Here is a 19,464-nt window from a genome sequence, read left to right as displayed (position 1 = left end):
TCACACTGAGACGCTTTGATCACAGACGATAATGAACGTGTCGATCTATCTATTTTTCTGAAAGCAGTCATATGTGCAAGCGCAGCGAAAGCACATTTCGTCCGCTCTCTATGAGTTCGTGTACTGCGCAGAGAATGACCGGAATTGCAGATCCTATCGGGCAGGCGACATCTTGCTCCAGAAGGACGTTTTTCGGTCATGGCGGGACTCTAACGCTCGGAGATAGCTCTGATGCGTTGGGAAAAGCCCGTAATCTTCAATCTGGGCATCTGCCAATCCGCAATCCTTCAGATGATCTGCAGCGTGGCCGTAGCGCGTTGCACGGCCTTGACCTAACGCGTAATTGATCATGGCTCGCCATATGAGAACGGACGCCAATGGGTGGCGATCGCGCAAAGCTTCTGCCGCAGGCGTGAGGATCTCGTAGTGGTTGCCGTCGAGTTCATCGATGCGTTCTTGTATCAGTGCCGCGGCGCTAACATGGTCAGGCCATTCCAACAGGAAGCGCAAAGCCGTCATCGCATCCGGGAATTGCAGCGCGTGGGTCCTTGCACGATCCTCGGCCTCGATATCCTCAAAGTCGGGCAGGGCTTTCAAGTAGGCACGCAGATAGTTGGCGTTCAAAGTCTCGCAAAACCGCTTCCAGCGATGGGCTTGTGCATCGTTCACTCGGTCAAGTGCTATTAGGCAAACGATCAATACATCGTCCCATTTTTCTTGCCGAAATGCCCAACCCTCCAGATCGGCAGCTTCTAGCAACGCCAGCGCCTCTTGCGATTTACCTTCGGCCAGCAGCAGTTGCGCAACTTCGGCCGCGATGCCCGGACGGGTCAGATCGTCTTGGGAATACTGCGCGATATAAGCGCCTGTATCATCTTCGGCTATGGCGATATCTTGCAAGACCATCTTGATCAGCGCCGCCTTTTGTTCGGCGAGGTAATTGCCATTGCTGCTGCGCAGTTCGCGTAGAAAGTGGATTGCCTCATGTTCGTCATCCACGTCGTCAAGCGGCGCATCAGCATATGCCGCGACCAATGATTTGAGGTGAATAAATCCCGCCTCGCCGAGCGCAGGTGCGACCAGCCCGATGATCCCGTCGAATTCGCCATAGCCGTTGTCAGAAACGGCATCCCAGACTCGACTGGCAAGAATTGTCGGATCAAGCAGTGCGCGCTCGGCGATGTCGTCAAAGGCAAGGATTGCCCCCCGAAACACATCGCCGATATCGCCGCGACTGTCGTCCGTGCGTTCATAGATAGACGGTGCAAGTTCCAAAAACTGCCATAGCAGGTCAAAGGCTAGGGTAGGATCTGTAGGCCCGATTTTGCCAATGATCATATCGACTTGGGTCTGCAAATCCTTGATGAGTGCTTTGCGTTTGCGCCACCCAACAAAGCTTGTCGATCGACGCAAGGCTACAAGCCGTTTGCGCACATCGCGGCCCAATTCTGCGGGGCCAAGATCGTGGCTCAGCTCAAGACGCAGCCGACGCTTGATATCCGCACTGCCGGTGCTGACCTCCATTAACAGGTCCGCGAGACGATCTGACCCGAGGGCGCTAAGGTTCGCGTGATTCAGTGTTTTCTTAGACATGCCGCCAGTTTCGCATCAGTGCGAAGTGAAGGAAAGAGTGTGGTATTGGCCGCGGCACAGATAGAAAATGTAAGGTTGCTTTGGTAAAATGGAGTGCAGCACACCTGCAAGGGAGATGACGAAAATGGGCCGCTAACGGATCGTGGGGCCCAAGAAACATGCTCTCTTGTCGTTCTAGATCCTAACATGGGCATCCCAGCCTAGCGAATTGGATCTCGGCTTATCAATATGTTGTATCGCTTATTGGCAATACCCATACATGCTGATCCCGCTCCCATTAGTTTCTATATACCGAGTCGAACAAAGATGGAGGACGTGATGCTGCAGTCGTCATCAGTAGAAACCGACAAGAGTTCTCAAAATATTCAGTCGAACGACTATCATCAGATGCCTGTGACCGGGAAACAGTTGAGTTTCGCGCGTCAAATCTCCCAAAGAACTGGCCAGGTGTTGCCATGGGAAACGCACCAAGACCGCCAAGCACTGTCGCGTTGGATCGACAGCAATAGGTGACTTGGGTGAGTGGAAGCCTAAGCGTTCCCGTTTTGTTTTTATCCTATAATCTATATTATGGTAAATAGTATAGTAAATTTTCAATCAACACAGCTTCAAGAAATGAAGTGACGAAGTTGTCTTCTTTATGATCCATTGTTTCAAGATGGGACTGTTCCATTGACGTTCTAAGCTCAGATTTTCACCATAACAGATTGTTTTCATACAGCCAAATCAAATAGCCGGCGAACAAAGGCGACCTCTCCTTGTACTCCCGGTTGTCTGTTCTGAATGTGTCCGTTTTTAATCGTTCTGATGGTTTCCATTCCTTGCAGTGACGCCTTCGCGCACCTCAATGACCTGAAGCTTTGCCGATAACCTAGCAACCTTTTGAGGGCAGCGTGATCACTTTCAACTCGGTTGTTTCGATACTTTTTGTCGATATGCGGATCATAACGTTGATTTATATCTCGTTTGACTTTGCGATATGTCGGTGTTTTGTCCGTACATATAGAGACTGGCCTGTGGAGCCAGACACGTTCTATCGCTTTGTTGAGAAAGGCTTTGGCAGCCTTTGCATCTCTCCGCGCAGTCAGCTTAAAGTCCACTAGTTGACCGTCCGCATCAATGGCGCGCTCTAAGAAGAGAGCGACACCATTGTCTGGCGGAGGCTTAGAACATGCCGTTTTCGTGCGCAAATTCACTGGGCACTTCTTGCACGACATCCCAATGTTCGACGATCACACCGTTATCAACACGCCACAAATCATAAAATGCAGTTGGATTACCATCATAGATGCCTCGGATTGGACAAAGACAAAATCGCCCTCGGCGACGACATTGTGGATTTCCGAATAGTAGAATTCGATGTTTTGTTCGCCGATGTAGCTGATGAAACCTTTCAGCCCGTCCAGCGTGTCTGGCACGAACGGAGTATGCTGCATGTATTCCGGCGCAAGATAGGTTTCCAATGTCTCCAATTTGCCCTGCATCAACACATCGGTCACGAAATTCGTAACCAACGCCTTGTTGGCCTCCGTTTCGGCAAGATCGGTGATGTCAGTCGGACCATCTGTCATTGATCTGCCAGATGCTGTGTCATCGACCCAAAGCTGCATCGCATCCCAATATTCAACCAGTTGACCGTCTTCAAAACGCAGCAAGTCAAAGGATACTTTCGGGCCAACGAAGTCGACCTTGCGCTGGATCACGACAAGGTCGCCTTCAGCAAGAACGCGGACAACGTTTGATGGAACTGGGGCGTCCAATGTAGTGAGAAAATCTACGTAGGCCAGTACGCCGTCCCGGCCTGGTCCGGCGCTTGGGTTATGGGGAATGATATTTTCGGCGACGTGCGTTTCGATGAGAGATCTGTCTCCGGCGATGATGCCGTTATGGATATTCTCGACAGCGATGGTGCGGGTGTCGGCGACAACAGGTGCGGCGGCCATGAGACTGATGCCCGTAGCAGAAAAAAGAGTTTTGAGGGCGTGGTTCATTTTGATCTCCATATGTAATTGGCGCCCTCTTAATGAGAGTGAGTTACTTTAAGGAAGTAAAATTGCAGCATGGAAGCACGCACGTTTAGTAGCTGGAAAATAAATGAAACTAAGTGAACAAACGGACGAAGAGTTGGGTCACAACATGTGCCCAATCCGAACAGTTCTTGGGCAAATTTGTGATAAATGGAGCCTGTTGGTCATCTTATTGTTGCGTGGGGGCGAATACAGGTTCTCGGCGATCAACCGGGCCATTCCAGACATTTCTCAACGGATGTTAACGCAGACTTTGCGCAAACGAGAGCGTGACGGATTTGGTTGGCAACAACACGCCTGTTTTCTTTCTGCGCGACCCGATGAAATTCCCCGACCTCAATCACGCCGTCAAACGCGACCCGCGCACCAATATGCGCAGTGCGGACAACAACTGGGATTTCTGGACTAACCTACCCGAGGCTTTGCATCAGGTGACCATCGTAATGTCGGATCGTGGCCTACCTGCCAGTTATCGGCACATGGATGGTTTTGGCAGCCATACGTTCAGCTTCATCAATGCCCAGAATGAACGGTTCTGGGTCAAGTTCCACTTCAAGACGCAGCAGGGCATCAAGAACCTGACCAACGAAGAAGCAGCGCAGATCGTAGCCGGGGATCGCGAAAGCCATCAGCGTGATCTGTTCGACAGTATCGAATCGGGGGATTTCCCCAAGTGGACCCTTTCCGTGCAGATCATGCCAGAAAGGGACGCAGGATCCTATCATCTGAACCCGTTCGAACTGACCAAAGTTTGGCCCCATGCCGATTATCCGCTGATCGAAGTCGGAGAGCTAGAGCTGAACCGCACCCCCGACAATTACCATGCTGATGAGGTAGAGCAGTCCGCCTTTGCTCCTTCCACTGTCGTGCCCAGCATCGGGTTTTCACCTGACAAGATGTTGCAGGGTAATTTGTTTTCCTATGGCGACACGCAGCGCTATCGCCTTGGAGTGAACCACGCGCAGATCCCTGTGAACGCGCCGCGCTGTCCCTACCATTCCTATCATCGTGATGGCGCCATGCGGGTCGACAGTAACGCAGGTTCGCGCATCGGCTATGAACCCAATATGTTTGGTGAATGGCAGGAACAACCGGATTTCACGGAACCACCGCTGAGCGTTGAGGGGGCAGCAGATCAGTGGAATCACCGCGAAGATGACGATTACTTTTCCCAGCCGGGCAATCTGTTTCGTCTGATGTCGGCAGCGCAGAAGCAGGCTCTGTTCGAAAACACCGCCCGCGCGATTGGGCCTGCGCGGCTGGAAATTCAGCACCGCCATATTCGCAATTGCTCAAAGGCAGACCCGGCTTATGGTGCGGGCGTGCCGAATGCGCTTGGCATTGAACTTGAAACGATCGCGGCTGAGTAATGCGATTGAACGCGTCCGCGCTGGTCTAAACTAGCGCGGGCGACAGGATTTTGACATCTGCGCGCACATAGGCAACTCCATGATAGAACTGGCTCTTTTGCCGAGGGGTGAACAAAAGAACTGCGATTCTATGTAGGGTCGAATCTTGCGTTACTCATAAATTTTACGCATTCAAACTATTGCTAATTCTTATCACTCTAAAAATCTTGCTTGAGGCCCTGTTCGCCGCCACCGTAAGGCCAGCAAAATCTCTGAGCCACAATGGAACCAAAACAGGTTCCTGACATCGCACCCATGCTGTTGCCGGGTTTCCGGTGGCCCCGAGACGTTTTGCCTCGAAACCGGGAGGACCACATGAAACTGATCTCAAAATTCACCAATCGCAAGGGGCACGCATTGCCCAATGCGCTGAACGAAACCGCAGAAGCTGCCAAATCGGGCACAGAAGTGGATCGCCGCGAATTTCTTGCCATGGCCAGCGCCTTTGGGGCGACGGCCACAACTGCCTATGCCATGCTGGGCATGGCCACACCTGCGAATGCGGCGACCCCGACGCGCGGCGGCACCATGCGTCTGGAAGTTGGCGTACATGCGTTCAAAGACACACGAACTCTCGACTTTGCTGCCATGGCGATGGTCGCCTCCAACTGGCTGGAATATCTGGTTGAGTATAATAACGACGGCACGTTCAAACCGCGCCTGCTGGAAGACTGGTCCGTCAATGACGATGCTACCGTCTATACATTGAACATCCGCAAGGGCGTGACATGGAACGATGGTACAACCTTTACCGCCCAGGACGTCGCGCGCAATCTTGAACGCTGGTGTGACGCAGAGGTCGAAGGCAACTCAATGGCGTCTCGTCTGAAGACACTTGTCGACAGCGCCACAAACAAAGCCGCAGATGGCGCTATCAAGGTAATTGATGACCACACCGTGCAGCTGACCTGCGTGTCTTCTGACATCACCATCATCCCAAGCCTTGCAGATTATCCTGCGCTGGTTGTGCCAGAAAGCTACACGCCGGAAACCATGTTGACCAATCCGGTTGGCACAGGCCCCTACAAGCCCGTCGAATTTGAGGTTGGCGTGCGTGCAGCTGTTGAACGCAACACAGACCACACATGGTGGGGCGAAGGCACCGGCGCTTGGGTCGATCGGTTTGAATTCCTTGACTATGGCACCGACACCTCTGCCGTTCTTGGCGCGGTCGAAGCCGAAGAAGTCGACGTCACATACAACCCGCCCAGCGAACATCTGGAACTGATGGAAGCCTTGGGCTGGCAGGTTCAATCCATCGACACCGGTTCGACAGTTGTCATTCGTCCAAACCAGAAAGCCGAAGTTGGCGGTACAAAACCTTATGCGGACGTCCGGGTACGCAAGGCTTTGCAGATGGCTGTCAGCAACGAACTGACGCTTGAGCTTGGGTTTAACAACAAAGGGAGCGCGGCTGAAAACCACCATGTTGCCCCTGCACATCCGGAATATGCCGACATCGGCAAGCCAGTGCATGATCCCGCGGGCGCCAAGGCGCTGATGGCCGAAGCAGGCATGGCCGACTTTGAACATGAGCTGATCTCGATTGATGGGGGTTTCCGCAAGGACACTGCCGATGCGGTTGCCATTCAGCTGCGCGACGCAGGCATCAACGTCAAACGTACCGTGATGCCCGGATCAACATTCTGGAATGACTGGACAAAATATCCGTTCAGCATCACAGACTGGAACCACCGTCCCTTGGGTGTTCAGCTTTATGGCATCTGCTACCAAAGCACCGCCAAATGGAACGAAGCAGGGTATTCGAACGCTGAATTTGATGCCCTTTTGGAAAAAGCAGTGGCCCTTGCAGATGCGGATCAACGCCGCGAAGTTATGGTCAAGCTGGAACAGATCATGGTTGACGATGCTGTCATCATTCAACCCTACTGGCGGTCCTTGTTCCGTACATCCAAACCGGATGTAATCGGTGCGGAACCCCATATTTCGTTCCTCCCGCAGCTCTATAAATGGGGCTGGGCGAACGCTTAACCGCGTTACGCCAAAAGGTACCGGCCTTCGGGCCGGTACCATTCTCTTTCGACAGGTAGCACCATGGCTCATTTTATACTGCGTCGCCTCGGGGTGATGCTGCTGACGACCGTTTGTCTGACGTTCATCGTCTTTTTCCTGACAAACCTGACGCCAAACCTTGAAAAGCTCGCCAAATCCGAAGCAAACGCCCGGATGAGCGACGCTGAAGTAACGCGCTGGTTGGCAGAACATGGTTACGATCAGAACGTTGTAACCCGTTATGGCCAATGGCTGGGCATTGTGCCGTCGCCCAAGTTGACCGATCCCGATGGTGTAACCTACACCCGTTGCGCGCGCCCCGAACGTCCCGCTGAAATTGCCCCGGAATTCTGTGGCATTCTGCAAGGCGAACTTGGGTTTTCCAGCGTTTTCAAGATCGAAGTCACCGACGCCATTGCCAACCGGTTGGGCAAAACCGGCTATCTGATGTTGGCCGTTATGTGTGTGATGGTGCCACTGGCCCTGTTGATCGGCATCCTGTCAGGCATGCGCGAAGGATCTTTGATGGACCGCGTTTTGTCCGCCTTTGCGATCATCACAACCTCCACCCCTGAATATGTGTCTGCGATTATCCTCATTGCGGTTTTTGCTTCCAAGAACTCCGGCATTTCGCCGCATTTTGTGGAATGGGGCCTGATCGAAGGGCCTACCCTATTCAAAGCCTCTGCTGCGACCGCGCTAAGGGACATCACCTTTTCGAACTTCACCTTACCGGTGACGGCACTGACACTGTACGGCATGGGCTACATTGCGCGCATGACACGGGCCTCGATGGCCGAAGTGATGACCCAGCAATACATCCGCACCGCCCGCCTGAAAGGTGTGCCATTTCGCGCCATCGTCCTGAAACATGCGTTGCGGAATGCGATGATCACCCCCTTCACCATTATCATGCTGCAATTTCCGTGGCTGCTGACGGGCGTTGTGATCGTCGAGACGATCTTTAACTACAAAGGCTTTGGCTGGTCACTGGTTCAGGCCGCAGGCAACAACGACATCGAGCTGTTGATGGGCATCTCTATCGTGGCTGTGGTTGTCGTGCTGCTGACGCAACTGATCTCTGACATTGGCTATGTCTACCTGAACCCCCGTATTCGGGTATCATAAAGGGCTGCACTCATGGAAAATCTTGCTGGTCTCGACCACCTGTTGAAAATTACGATACGTTTCTGGCCGGTCTGGGTGGCTATGGCGATTGTCATGATCCCGTCCTTTTCGACCCGTCGCAATACTGGTCTTTACGGCCAGATCTTTGAAAGTCGTATCGGGGTGATTGGCTTCTCCCTTGTCAGCTTTTGGGTCTTCACGGCGATCTTTGCCGATGTGATCATGACCCATGATCCCTATGCGACTTGGGGTGGTCTCAAGAATGCGCTCCCAGGATCTGCGCTGCGCGCCCCTGCCGAAGGGATCTATCCGCACGCCCTGCTGGGCGGCGACAATCTGGCCCGCGATGTGTTTTCGCGCGTGGTCGAAGGGTCGCGGATCGTGTTGACGATCTCACCGATCGCGACGCTCTTTGCCTTTATGGTTGGTATCACGCTGGGGCTGCCTGCCGGATACTTCGGGGGCCGTATGGATACCGCGCTGACCTTTATATCAAACCTGATCATCGCCTTTCCTGTGATCTTGTTGTTCTATCTGCTTGTGACACCGGAAATCCGGTCCGGAGGACCCGCATTCAGCTTTGGCGGTGACCATGTCTGGCGCGCCTCGGTGCCTAACATTCTGGCAGCACTGATCTTTATCTTCCCCACTATCTTCTTTTGTACACTTTGGCAGTCGCGGTTCTATGTACGGCCCAAACTTCGCAATATCCTGATCGCGGTGACCTTGGTTATTGGCATCTGGGGCTATCTGGGAACGGCATTTGACTATGATCCAACCGGCCTGTTGCTGATTGAGCCGGGGTTGAAAAACATCTTTGCCATCGTTGCCATTGTTGGCGCCCCTGCCAAGTTTCGCATCGTCCGTGGCCTGACGCTGGACATCAAGACCCGTGACTATGTGGCCGCCGCCCAAACCCGAGGTGAACGTCCGTGGTACATTATGCTTTGGGAAATCCTGCCCAATGCGCGTGGCCCACTGATTGTCGATTTCTGCCTGCGCATTGGCTACACGGCCATCCTTCTGGGCGCGCTTGGCTTCTTTGGCCTAGGCCTGACACCGGAAAGTGCGGACTGGGGATCTACCATCAACGAAGCCCGTCGCTTGCTGGCGCTTTATTCCCACCCCGCTTTGTATCCCGCTTTGGCCCTTATGACGCTTGTGCTGGGTTTGAATTTGCTGGGCGACAGCCTGCGTGAAGCTTCTCAAAAGGACTAGGTTCGATGACCAATACCCCTCCAGTTCTGGAAATTGACAAGCTGTCGATCAGTTTTCTGACCAGATTGCGCCAGATCGATGCCGTGATGGATTTTTCTGTCACCGTGAACCCCGGCGAGGCCGTGGGCCTTGTCGGCGAAAGCGGGTGTGGCAAATCCACTGTGGCGCTTGGTGTCATGCGTGATCTGGGCGGCAATGGCAAAATCATCGGTGGCAGCATCAAGTTCAAAGGCCGTGAAATGGCCGATATGAACGACGATGAATTGCGGCAGGTCCGCGGTCGCGACATCGCGATGATTTACCAAGAACCGATGGCCAGCCTGAACCCTGCGATGACCATCGGCGCACAATTGATGGAAGTCCCCCAATATCACGAACAAATCTCTGTCGCCGAGGCCCGTGCCCGCGCGCTAGAGGTGGTGCGGGATGTCAAACTGCCTGACCCTGAACGCGTTCTGAACGCCTATCCCCACCAACTTTCCGGTGGTCAGCAACAACGCATTGTCATCGCCATGGCGCTAATGGCCAAGCCGTCGTTATTGATTTTGGACGAACCCACGACGGCGCTTGATGTCACGGTTGAGGCCGCGGTGATCAAACTGGTCAAAGAGCTTGGCCAAAAATACGGCACTTCCATGCTGTTCATCAGCCATAACCTTGGGTTGGTGATGGAAACCTGCGACCGTATTTGCGTGATGTATTCCGGTGAGGCGGTGGAACGTGGCCCCATCAAGGACGTGTTCGAAAACATGCACCACCCCTACACGCAGGCCCTGTTCCGCGCGATTCCGGTGCCGGGTGCGGATAAGAACGCGCAGCCCCTGATCGCCATTCCCGGAAATTTCCCCCTACCCCACCAGCGGCCAAACGGGTGTAACTTTGGGCCACGCTGCAATTACTTTGAGGCAGGCACCTGCGACGCGAACCCCATTGAGATGGCAACGCTGCCGGACAACCCGCGCCACCAGACTCGCTGCAACCGGTTTGCCGATATCGACTGGAACGCACCGATTGAAGCCAAGGTCGCGCCTGCGGTGGCAGTGTCAGACAAGGTCACCCTGCGCGTTGAAGGCCTGCGAAAATACTATGACGTGGCCGCCAATGCCCTGTTTGGAGGGCGTTCTACCAAAGTGGTCAAAGCCAACGAAACCCTGTCCTTTGATGCCCATGCTGGTGAAACCTTGGCGATTGTCGGGGAATCCGGCTGTGGCAAATCCACGCTCGCCAAAGTCCTGATGGGATTGGAAACAGCCACCGAAGGCAACGTATCCCTCAACGGCAAAGCACTGGCTAACGTGCCGATCCAAGACCGTGATGCCGCAACAGTGGGCGGCGTGCAGATGGTGTTTCAAAACCCGTTTGATACGCTGAACCCCTCGATGACCGTTGGCCGTCAGATCATGCGCGCGCTGGAAGTGTTCGGCATTGGCGACAGCGAAGTCGCCCGCAAAAACCGCATGTTCGAATTGCTCGATCTGGTGAAACTGCCGCGCGCCTTTGCCGACCGCAGCCCCCGCCAATTGTCAGGCGGACAGAAACAGCGGGTCGGAATCGCACGTGCCTTTGCCGGCAATGCGCAGCTGGTGGTAGCGGATGAACCCGTGTCCGCGCTTGATGTGTCCGTGCAAGCGGCAGTCACTGAGTTGTTGATGGATATCCAACGCAAGAACAAAACAACATTGCTGTTCATCAGCCACGATTTGTCCATCGTGCGTTATTTGTCGGACCGCATTCTGGTGATGTATTTGGGCCATGTGGTTGAAATGGGCACAACGGAACAGGTGTTCCAGCCCCCCTATCACCCCTACACAGAGGCCCTTCTGGCCGCTGCCCCGATCGCGGATACCCGCGTTGACAAGCGTGAGGTGGTGCTCGAGGGCGATATCCCTTCTGCAATGAACCCGCCTTCTGGCTGCCCCTTCCAGACTCGTTGCAAATGGAAGCCCAAGGTTGAGGGTGCGCTTTGTGAACGAGAAGTGCCACCAATTCAGATCCTTGCCGATGGGCACCAGATCAAATGCCATCTTGACGCGGATACGCTGAATGACATGGCGCCTGTATTTTCAATCGCCGCAGAATAAATCACCGAGGCCCCTCTATGACCCATATCCTTATCGTTGAATCCAGTTCTCCTCCGGTGGCTGAGCTGCGCCGTTCTCATCATCGGTCCGCGCCTCAGAACTTTACGCGCGTCTTTCAGTCAGTTGATCCAGACGTTCGGGTTACGACGCGCGAACCTTATATCAATCCACTGCGCCCCAGCGATCTGGATGGCGTCGACGGTGTTGTATTGACAGGTCAAGGTGACCCTTGGGCCGCAGACGACCTAAAAGCCGAACCGATCCGGCAGGCTTGCCAAATCGTCTTTGACCACACCAAACCCAGCATCGGCGTATGTTTTGGACTACAGATCGCTACCGTTGTTTTGGGCGGAAAGATTATGGCAAGCCCAAACGGGTTCGAAACCGGCATTGCAAAACAAATTCACCTAACGGACGACGGCAAAAGGCATCCCATGATGCAACATCGCCAATGCGGGTTCTCTGTTGCCTGTGGCCACCGCGACGAGGTGAGCGAAATGCCAAAAGGCGCGGTTTTGCTGGCCTCAAACAACCATACACAAGTGCAGGCGATGTCATATACAAATGGCCCGATTGATTTCTGGGGCATCCAGTACCACCCCGAAGTGGCGCCCAGCACCATCGCCGCGGCCTTTCGCGAAGGCAAAAGCATGTTCTCCAGTTCTGCCCCGCCACTCGAGGATCTGGCACGCGTCGAACATGATGCTCAGGCGGCTGCACGACTGGGGTGTAGTGTAGATGATTTTGTCCTGTCCACCCGCACGCGAGAACTGACCAACTGGCTTGCTTATGTACAACGCGAAGTGGGTTAAAGCGGATCACTGTCAAGAAAAATTGTCGGATTCACCGCGCGCATCATCTGGGCGCATTGCCCGGACAATCCGCTCCATGGCCCGTCAACAAGCTGCCGATAAACATCACGCATGATGCCAACGGTGTTTTTTGACAATTCCTCCAAAACATCCGCCCGGCTGATCAACATCAAAACGCGGATGTCCTGATCGCTCAGGCTGCGCACATGGATGTCTTTGAACGATGTCTGACTTTGATACAGACATAGCGCCGAGGTGATCGCCCAACCATAACCTATCTGAACGAACCGAATTACCGATTGGCTGGAATCAAAATTGAATTTCGGGTTTTGCTTCACGCCGAGCGCGCGGGCAATGCCCGCTGCGCGTTGCCCGAATTTGGTGGTCTGCGCATGGGCCACCTGCGGCAGATTGCAGAGGATCTCTTCTGTAGACTCCTCCGCATGTTTTGCCGGGCAAATCAGAACGTACGGGTCGGTAAAGATCTCGCGCGGGTGATAAAACTCTTTGGGGTCATAAGGTGGGCTGTCGACCAGAAAATCGATCTGCAAAGCACGAAACACATCCTGTTCCCATGGAACGATGCCCGCGCATAGTTCGACTGAATCCGCCAATCCCCCCGCCAAAGACACGAATTCAGCGCCCATCGAGCAGGACATGCTGTCAGGCATTGCGATCCGTATCCGCTGAAGCTGGGCGCCAAATTGCGATTGCAGCGCGTCCACAACACTGCCCAGTTTGCCAAGGATTTCGGGCAACTGATCGGCGAGCGTTTCCCCTTCGGGTGTCAGCATCAAAGGGCGTTTGGCACGTTCAACCAACCGCATGCCCAACTTGTTCTCCAGTCTTTGTAGGTGCTGCGACACAACCGGTTGCGAACGGCCAGATAGCAGCGCGGCCTTAGTCACGCTGCGCGTTTCAGCAATCGCCCCAAAGCTTTGCAGCAGGGCGATTTCAGGCAGGTCTCGGAATTCGACAGATGAGGGCAAATTTATAACCAGTATTAAATTTCGTTATACCAGCCTTACAAACTCGCTCGTCGCTTGTCGATGCCTTGTCCCGACTATGCTGCTTCCAATTGGAAACGGGCAGTGCTTTGGTCGCAAAGGTAGCGTTGCGTATAGCGCTCTGAGGTGCGCGCCAATTCGTCCACACTATCAATGATAAACCGGGCTTTTTCGTCGCTCAGCAGAACCGAGAAATTCAGCCGGGTCCAGCCAGGTTTTTCCATCTCTTCCCCTTTGGCGATGGCACTGCGGATATGCGCAGATTGTGCGGCATCGATGCCCATCAAACGGTGGGCATAGGGTCCGGCGCAGGCGCAACCGCCGCGTGCCTGAATGCCGTAAACATCCGACAGCATGCGTGTGAACAACTGTTGATGAACGTATCCTTCACCCTTTGTCGCCTTGATCCTCATCGAGAAGATGGGAAGGCGATCCGTCGCCGTGGGGTTACCCAGAATTTCGATGAACGGGTTTGCGCCCCACCGTTCCTTGGCGGCGGTAAAGAACTGGCTCTGTCGATCTGCCATGACTTCCTCACCAATCGCGGCTTTGACAATGAAGGCACAGGCCGCACGAATATCGCCGACAATATTGGGTGTGCCTGCTTCCTCGCGGGCGATGACACTATCTGAATAATCATGCCCCCAGGGGGAGACAAATTTCACTGTCCCGCCGCCCGTCAGTGTCGGCGTGGCAGTTATGACAGCGGTTGTTTTCACAATCAGTACGCCAGAGGCCCCCGGTCCGCCCAGAAACTTATGCGGCGAAATGACAACCGCATCCATCGCGTAATCTTTATCCGCGAACAGATTGATCGGGACATAGGGCCCCGCCCCTGCAAAATCCCACACAGCCAGCGCACCGTATTGTTTCAGGAGGCGTGTGACGGCTTTGGTATCGGTTTGAATACCGGTCACATTGGATGCCGCGCCAAAGGCACCGATGACCATGCGCCCGCTGGCAGCTATCAGTTGTGATTTCAGCGCCGCCATATCAGGGCCACCCGTGGCACATTCTGTAATTTCGACCACTTCCGCGCCGCTTTCGCGCCAGGGCAGGATGTTGGAATGATGTTCATAAGGACCAACCAGGACCAAAGGGTTACGCCCTTGCTTTGCCGCTTGGCGCACCCCGAACAGATGCACAATCCGGTTCAGCCCTGATGTCGCGCCAGAGCCGGAGAAAATCACCGCATGTTCAGACCCCGCGCCGCAAGCCTTTGCGATAACGCCCCGCGCCTCTGCTCGCAAAGCAGAGATATGGGCGCCGCAATAAGAGGCCTCCGTATGGCTGTTGGAATAATATGGCAGTACATTATGCAGCACAAATTCCTCAATTTGCGACAGCGCCCGGCCAGAGGCGACATAATCCGCATAAACCAGTTTGTTGGTGCCATTCAGCCCCGGAATGTCGATGCCATCGCCAATCAGCCCGTGCCGCAAATCGCCAATCGTGTCAGCGGTTGTCAGAGAACTAGCGAAATTTTCAAGCGCGGTCAGGGACATTGGGATGGCTCCTATGGTCAGAAATGGTGTTGATCGCAGAATGACCCAAGCCTCTTGGAGAATTTTCGCAATTCTCTAGGCTATGAACCATTTAGTTGGGTCAAACTGTCGAGTATACTGAGTTTCGTGGGTCAAAGCGTAAGGCATCAAACATGCGGCTCGATGAAATCGACAACAAGATACTGAATGTGTTGCAAAAGGACTCGTCCTTGTCCCAACGCGAACTGGCCGATCAGGTTGGGCTGTCGCAAAATGCGTGCTGGCGGCGGATCAAGTTGATGAAGGATGCAGGCATCATCCTTGGAGAAAGCGTGCGCCTTGACCCTGAGCGGCTGGGACTTGGGTTGACTGTGTTTGTGATGCTCAAGACCCGACAGCATTCCAATGCCTGGCTAGGCGATTTTCGCCGCCGGGTGCTGGCCATTGCGCAGGTGGTCGATTTCTTTCGGATCGCAGGAGAATACGACTACATGCTCAAAGTCGTCGCCGAAGACATGAACGACTTTGATCGCGTCTATCAGCGTCTGATCAAAGAGGACGGGTTGGAATCTGTCACCTCGCTGATCACGATGGAAGCAATTGCCAACAACCGCGCCCTGCCCTTGTGACAGGACGCGATAGGATTAAATGTCGCCTGCGATAATCTGCGCATAGACGTTCGGGTCCGTTATGCCCTCTGACCCGATAAGAAGCACGCGAGATTGCGCGTTCAGACCCATTTTTGCACGCAAGTCAGGCTGTACCGCCGCTGCTACGGCACCGCACAATCCGGCAACACCGCTTTCGCCCGCCTCAAAGGGCGCATCACCTGCACCACCATTGGCCAGCATCCGAACCATCGGTCCGACAGTGCTTTCTGGGATTGTCAGGTAATCTTGCGCCGCATCCGCCAGCACAGCCCACGCCAGTTCGGATGGCTCGCCACATGACAGGCCCGCCATGACAGTTTCTTCCTCGATCGTAACGCTGGTGGCTGCGTTGGCCTGAGCGCTGGCAAACAGACAAGGGGCCAATTCAGGTTCAACGATCACCACACGCGGAGCGTCCTTGCCCCAGTGCTGATAAAATACGGCCGTTACCGCGGCGGCCAGCCCCCCGACCCCGCCTTGCAAAAACACATGAGTTGGCGGTGTATGAAGGGTTTGCGTGATTTCGCGGGCCATCACACCGTAACCAGCCATCACGTCCAGTGGCGGCTGTATGTAACCAGGCCATGACGTGTCCGACACGATCAGCCAGCCGTTTTCTTGCGCATCTACGCGGGTTCGGGCGACCGTGGCGTCATAATCCCCGTCGACCCGGATCACCTCGGCCCCCAATTGGCGCATGGCCTCGGCGCGAAATTCACTGACCTCGGCGTGAATATAGATACGGCAGTTGGTATGGAACTGTGCCGCCCCCCAAGCAACCGAACGACCATGATTGCCATCCGTGGCCGAAATCACCGTCAGGTCCTTGGACCGCGCAGCATAGGTCCCAGCGCGAATGTCTGCCGGGTCAACGGCATGACCGCAGACCTTTCTAAGCTCTCGTTGCAGCACCTTCAAAACAGCATAAGCGCCCCCAAGCGCCTTAAAGCTGCCCAACCCAAACCGAGGGCCTTCGTGTTTGTAATGGATATTCCCAAGATCAAGATGTCGGGCCAACCCGGTAAGTGGGATCAGAGGCGTCGGATCATACCCTTCCCAACTGGAAATTTCAATCTCTGCTGCGTCAAATCCCGGGACGCTCAGCCGCTCTGTCACAGCACCACTGAACGTTGGTGAACCCGCATGATGTCGCAAGGCGGCGTTTTCGAATGGGGTGAACATATCTTCTCCTTTTCAGTTTGAAGAAAGAATAGTTCAATTGCGTTTAGTTTTCTGCTCTAACATGGCGGCAATTATGATTAAATCTTGCATAGAGGGCCTGGTACGTTGAAAAATGATACAGAAGCACTGGATGAGTTTGACCTGGCGATTCTTCGAATTTTGCAAAAGGACAACACGTTGCCCCATCGATTGATCGGGGAACAAGTGAACCTGTCCCCGCCGTCTGTTCAAAGACGCATCAAACGACTTGTTGCGGCGGGCATCATCACTAATCAATCCGCGATTGTCGATCCTGCCAGGTTGGGTCGCCCCCTGACCATCATCGTCGAGGTTGAACTCAAGGCCGAAACCGGCGGCGCAATTGATTTGGTGAAACAAAGTTTTGCGGACGCCCCCGAAGTGCAGCAATGCTATTATGTTACAGGTGAGACGGATTTTATCCTGATCATCGTGGTGCGCGACATGTCAAAATACGAAGCGCTGACTCAGCGGCTTTTCTTTTCCAACGACACGATCCGAAAATTCAAAACATTTGTCACGATGGACCGCACAAAAGTCAGCTTATCGGTCGACATCTGATGCCAGTTGCGGGGTGTCATCTGCATCCGTCAAAGCGCTTGTCAGACTACGCAGCAGGCCAACCATTTGCGTCAGATCCGACCCGGACAGTTTCGTCTGCGCCACCATGCAGTCCGTTATCGCCGGGGCTTGCGCGATAGCTTGCTGTCCTGCAGCGGTCAGGCTGACAACAACCTTGCGCTCGTCGTTCGGGTCACGCTGACGTGTGACAAAACCCAGAGCTTCCAAACGTTTCAAGAGCGGCGTTGTGGTACTGCTCGTCATGCACAGTGCAGCGCCGATGTCACCAACACTGGCTGGGCCTCGCTCCTGCAGAATCAACAGCGTAATGTACTGCGGATAGGTCAGTCCAAGCTTTCGCAGCATCGGGGTGTAGCGCTGGTTGATCACATGAGTAGCAGCATAAGCAGCAAGGCAGAACATGTCGCTGACCTGCATGTTGTCGAGCGGTTTGGTCACGGCTGGGTCCATTTATATCGTCCACGATATAAATGCCTTGACAGCGGGCGTTCGTCAAGCTTGATATATATCGTACACGATATAATCGCTCACAATCTAAAGCAATACTAGGAAACACTATGCCAACGTCCCAAGCCACGACTTTAATTGATGCCCTTAACGACACCTTTGGCAGCCACAGCGGTGTGCGCGCATCCCATGCAAAGGGGATCAATGTACGCGGTTCTTTTAGCCCGGCTGTTGAAACTGGCGAGATTGTCGTTCCCGCCTTGCAACACCCGCAGCCCCTGACTGCTCGCTTTTCCATCGGCGGCGGCAAGCCTGGTATCAGTGACAAAAGCCCGACCGTGCGCGGGATGGGCCTTAGCATCGGTACAGATAAGTGCAGCTGGCGATTGGCGATGATCTCTGCCCCCGTGTTCTTTGCCAATTCCGCCGAACAGTTCCGTGCCTTTTTGGCGGCCCGCAAGCCTGATCCTGACATCGGTGGCCCCGATCCTGAGCGGGTCAAAGCCTTCAACGCCAACAATCCAAACACTCTGCCACATCAAAAGCATCTGGCCGAGACCGCGCCCTGCCGGTGTTACACAACCGAAAGGTATCATTCGGGACATGCCTATAGGTTTGGCGCAAAGGCAGCGGTGTTTGCGCGACTTTTGCTGGAGCCTGTGTCTGGTCGTCACGGATTGACCCAGGCAGAAATGGATGCCAGATCCGACAGCTTTTTAGCGGATCAGCTTGAACAAACTCTTGGCATGGGTGCGGCCTGCTGGGATTTGAAACTGATCCACGCCAATGCGCAGGACAACACGCAGGACCCGACGGAGCCATGGTCGAGCCCTCATTCGGAAACCCTTCTCGGAACAATCGCAATTGAGGCTGTGTCGGTGAGCGGCGATGATATGGTCTATGATCCAGCTGTCTTGCCCGAAGGCGTTTCTGCACCGACTGACGCGGTTTTTACCCTGCGCAGTCCGGCCTATTCGGAGTCATATCACCGCCGCGCGGCAAGCTAGGGTCAGGACCCATTGATTTCAGAAGGGTGCCGTGAGTCACGGTGGAGAACCCAGTGGTGAACATATTTGATCTCTTCTGGTTGTCTGACACGCAGATGGCGCGTCTTGAGCCATTCTTTCCAAAGTCCCATGGCGAGCCTCGCGTGGACGACCGGAGTGTCGTCTGTGGCATTATCTTCATCAATCGCAATGGCTGGCGTTGGCTAGATGCGCCCAAGGCATCTGAGGCAAGATCTGCCTCGTCTTCAATGCCCGCCTAGGGCAGATTTTAATGAATCGTTGGCACTGTGTTTTTCGCGTGAATTATTATAGGCCCGATGTATTGGAGATGCGAAAGCAACATAAGCGGGTGTGGATGCCCCGTGGCTGAATTTGGCGTCGGTAAGTCTTGGAACGACTGATCAGGGCAGTCAGGTGTCCGGCCTCGTAGTTGCCGCGACACATGGCGGCGGGCCTTTATGGAGATACGCGATCCGGGTCCCAATCACTTATGCGGCCTCACTATGGCCACGCGCATATTCTGGGTATTCCAGTTCAATCTCTTGATCCGTGTTCCGTAACTGTCCTTCGCCTCTTCAGTCCTGCCGGTATCCGGCGCCGTGACCTTACACAGCAGCTCGAATTTCGTAATTCTTCTCTGTTACCATCATGGCCCACAATTGACGGGCCATCCTATTTGCAAGTGCCACAGCGGCAACCAAGCGTGGCTTCTTTTTCAGCATATTCGCAAGCCAAGGATCATCGCAACGACCTTTTCGCTCCGATGCACTGATCACCGACATGGCGCCGGTGACGAGTAACCGGCG

General features: G+C 54.3%; 15 protein-coding genes and 4 pseudogenes. 11 read left to right on the top strand and 8 right to left on the bottom strand.

Annotated elements, in window-relative coordinates:
- Window positions 1–153 precede the first annotated feature (153 nt).
- The 3 genes from ABJL60_RS20380 to ABJL60_RS20370 form a co-directional block, all read right to left on the bottom strand.
- Window positions 154–1,593 carry a DUF6880 family protein gene (locus tag ABJL60_RS20380; RefSeq protein ID WP_348432439.1) on the bottom strand — a complete coding sequence of 480 codons (1,440 nt, stop codon included), beginning with the start codon at window positions 1,591–1,593 and terminating at the stop codon, window positions 154–156.
- A gap of 713 nt (window positions 1,594–2,306) precedes the next feature.
- The gene (locus ABJL60_RS20375; RefSeq protein WP_348432437.1) at window positions 2,307–2,810 is read right to left on the bottom strand and encodes a DDE-type integrase/transposase/recombinase; all 504 of its coding nucleotides are present in this window, start codon (window positions 2,808–2,810) and stop codon (window positions 2,307–2,309) included.
- Between the two features lie 15 nt (window positions 2,811–2,825).
- A complete protein-coding gene (locus tag ABJL60_RS20370) occupies window positions 2,826–3,584 on the bottom strand; it encodes a nuclear transport factor 2 family protein (protein WP_348432436.1) in 759 nt (252 codons plus the stop codon).
- Between the two features lie 103 nt (window positions 3,585–3,687).
- Between ABJL60_RS20370 and ABJL60_RS20365 the strand changes: the two are divergent.
- The 7 genes and pseudogenes from ABJL60_RS20365 to ABJL60_RS20335 all read left to right on the top strand — a co-directional run.
- Window positions 3,688–3,840 (top strand): annotated as a pseudogene (locus ABJL60_RS20365) (transcriptional regulator); the annotation flags it as partial.
- A gap of 55 nt (window positions 3,841–3,895) precedes the next feature.
- Window positions 3,896–4,990: pseudogene (locus tag ABJL60_RS20360) on the top strand (catalase); the annotation flags it as partial.
- Window positions 4,991–5,344: 354 nt separating this feature from the next.
- Window positions 5,345–7,021 carry an ABC transporter substrate-binding protein gene (locus tag ABJL60_RS20355; protein WP_348432434.1) on the top strand — a complete coding sequence of 559 codons (1,677 nt, stop codon included), beginning with the start codon at window positions 5,345–5,347 and terminating at the stop codon, window positions 7,019–7,021.
- Between the two features lie 63 nt (window positions 7,022–7,084).
- On the top strand, window positions 7,085–8,170 hold the full coding sequence (locus ABJL60_RS20350) for an ABC transporter permease (protein ID WP_348286221.1): 1,086 nt from the start codon (window positions 7,085–7,087) through the stop codon (window positions 8,168–8,170).
- Between the two features lie 12 nt (window positions 8,171–8,182).
- On the top strand, window positions 8,183–9,388 hold the full coding sequence (locus ABJL60_RS20345) for an ABC transporter permease (protein WP_348286219.1): 1,206 nt from the start codon (window positions 8,183–8,185) through the stop codon (window positions 9,386–9,388).
- A gap of 5 nt (window positions 9,389–9,393) precedes the next feature.
- Window positions 9,394–11,469, top strand: coding sequence for an ABC transporter ATP-binding protein (locus ABJL60_RS20340; protein ID WP_348432433.1), 2,076 nt, complete (start codon window positions 9,394–9,396; stop codon window positions 11,467–11,469).
- 17 nt (window positions 11,470–11,486) lie between these two features.
- Complete coding sequence (locus ABJL60_RS20335; RefSeq protein WP_348432432.1) at window positions 11,487–12,281, top strand: type 1 glutamine amidotransferase; 795 nt, start codon at window positions 11,487–11,489, stop codon at window positions 12,279–12,281.
- Here ABJL60_RS20335 and ABJL60_RS20330 read toward each other — a convergent pair.
- Together ABJL60_RS20330 and ABJL60_RS20325 are read right to left on the bottom strand one after the other, a co-directional pair.
- Entirely contained in the window at window positions 12,278–13,270 is a 993-nt protein-coding gene (locus tag ABJL60_RS20330; RefSeq protein WP_348432430.1) for a LysR family transcriptional regulator, read from the bottom strand. The genes ABJL60_RS20335 and ABJL60_RS20330 overlap by 4 nt on opposite strands.
- 74 nt (window positions 13,271–13,344) lie before the next feature.
- Window positions 13,345–14,793 carry an aminotransferase class V-fold PLP-dependent enzyme gene (locus ABJL60_RS20325; RefSeq protein WP_348432429.1) on the bottom strand — a complete coding sequence of 483 codons (1,449 nt, stop codon included), beginning with the start codon at window positions 14,791–14,793 and terminating at the stop codon, window positions 13,345–13,347.
- 152 nt (window positions 14,794–14,945) lie between these two features.
- Here ABJL60_RS20325 and ABJL60_RS20320 point away from each other — a divergent pair, with 152 nt between their 5' ends.
- Window positions 14,946–15,401 carry an Lrp/AsnC family transcriptional regulator gene (locus ABJL60_RS20320; RefSeq protein ID WP_348286209.1) on the top strand — a complete coding sequence of 152 codons (456 nt, stop codon included), beginning with the start codon at window positions 14,946–14,948 and terminating at the stop codon, window positions 15,399–15,401.
- A gap of 15 nt (window positions 15,402–15,416) precedes the next feature.
- On the opposite strand, the gene ABJL60_RS20315 is transcribed toward ABJL60_RS20320, so the two are convergent.
- Window positions 15,417–16,604, bottom strand: a complete 1,188-nt coding sequence (locus ABJL60_RS20315) for a diaminopropionate ammonia-lyase (protein ID WP_348432428.1) — start codon at window positions 16,602–16,604, stop codon at window positions 15,417–15,419.
- Window positions 16,605–16,709: 105 nt separating this feature from the next.
- Between ABJL60_RS20315 and ABJL60_RS20310 the strand changes: the two genes are divergently transcribed.
- Entirely contained in the window at window positions 16,710–17,183 is a 474-nt protein-coding gene (locus ABJL60_RS20310) for an Lrp/AsnC family transcriptional regulator (protein WP_348286205.1), read from the top strand.
- Here the strand turns inward: ABJL60_RS20310 and ABJL60_RS20305 are convergent.
- Window positions 17,166–17,642 (bottom strand): MarR family transcriptional regulator, encoded by a 477-nt coding sequence (locus ABJL60_RS20305; RefSeq protein ID WP_348286203.1) that lies wholly within the window; start codon window positions 17,640–17,642, stop codon window positions 17,166–17,168. The genes ABJL60_RS20310 and ABJL60_RS20305 overlap by 18 nt on opposite strands.
- Window positions 17,643–17,761: 119 nt before the next feature.
- Between ABJL60_RS20305 and ABJL60_RS20300 the strand changes: the two genes are divergently transcribed.
- The gene (locus tag ABJL60_RS20300; protein ID WP_348432427.1) at window positions 17,762–18,658 is read left to right on the top strand and encodes a catalase; all 897 of its coding nucleotides are present in this window, start codon (window positions 17,762–17,764) and stop codon (window positions 18,656–18,658) included.
- Between the two features lie 62 nt (window positions 18,659–18,720).
- Window positions 18,721–18,876, top strand: a pseudogene (locus tag ABJL60_RS20295) (transposase); the annotation flags it as partial.
- A gap of 387 nt (window positions 18,877–19,263) precedes the next feature.
- On the opposite strand, the pseudogene ABJL60_RS20290 reads toward ABJL60_RS20295, so the two are convergent.
- Window positions 19,264–19,464 (bottom strand): annotated as a pseudogene (locus ABJL60_RS20290) (IS110 family transposase); the annotation flags it as partial.

It is taken from the genome of Ascidiaceihabitans sp., assembly GCF_039986515.1.
GTDB lineage: Bacteria > Pseudomonadota > Alphaproteobacteria > Rhodobacterales > Rhodobacteraceae > Ascidiaceihabitans.
The sequence above is the reverse complement of the archived record's forward strand: the minus strand, read 5'-3'. Positions and strand labels throughout refer to the sequence as shown.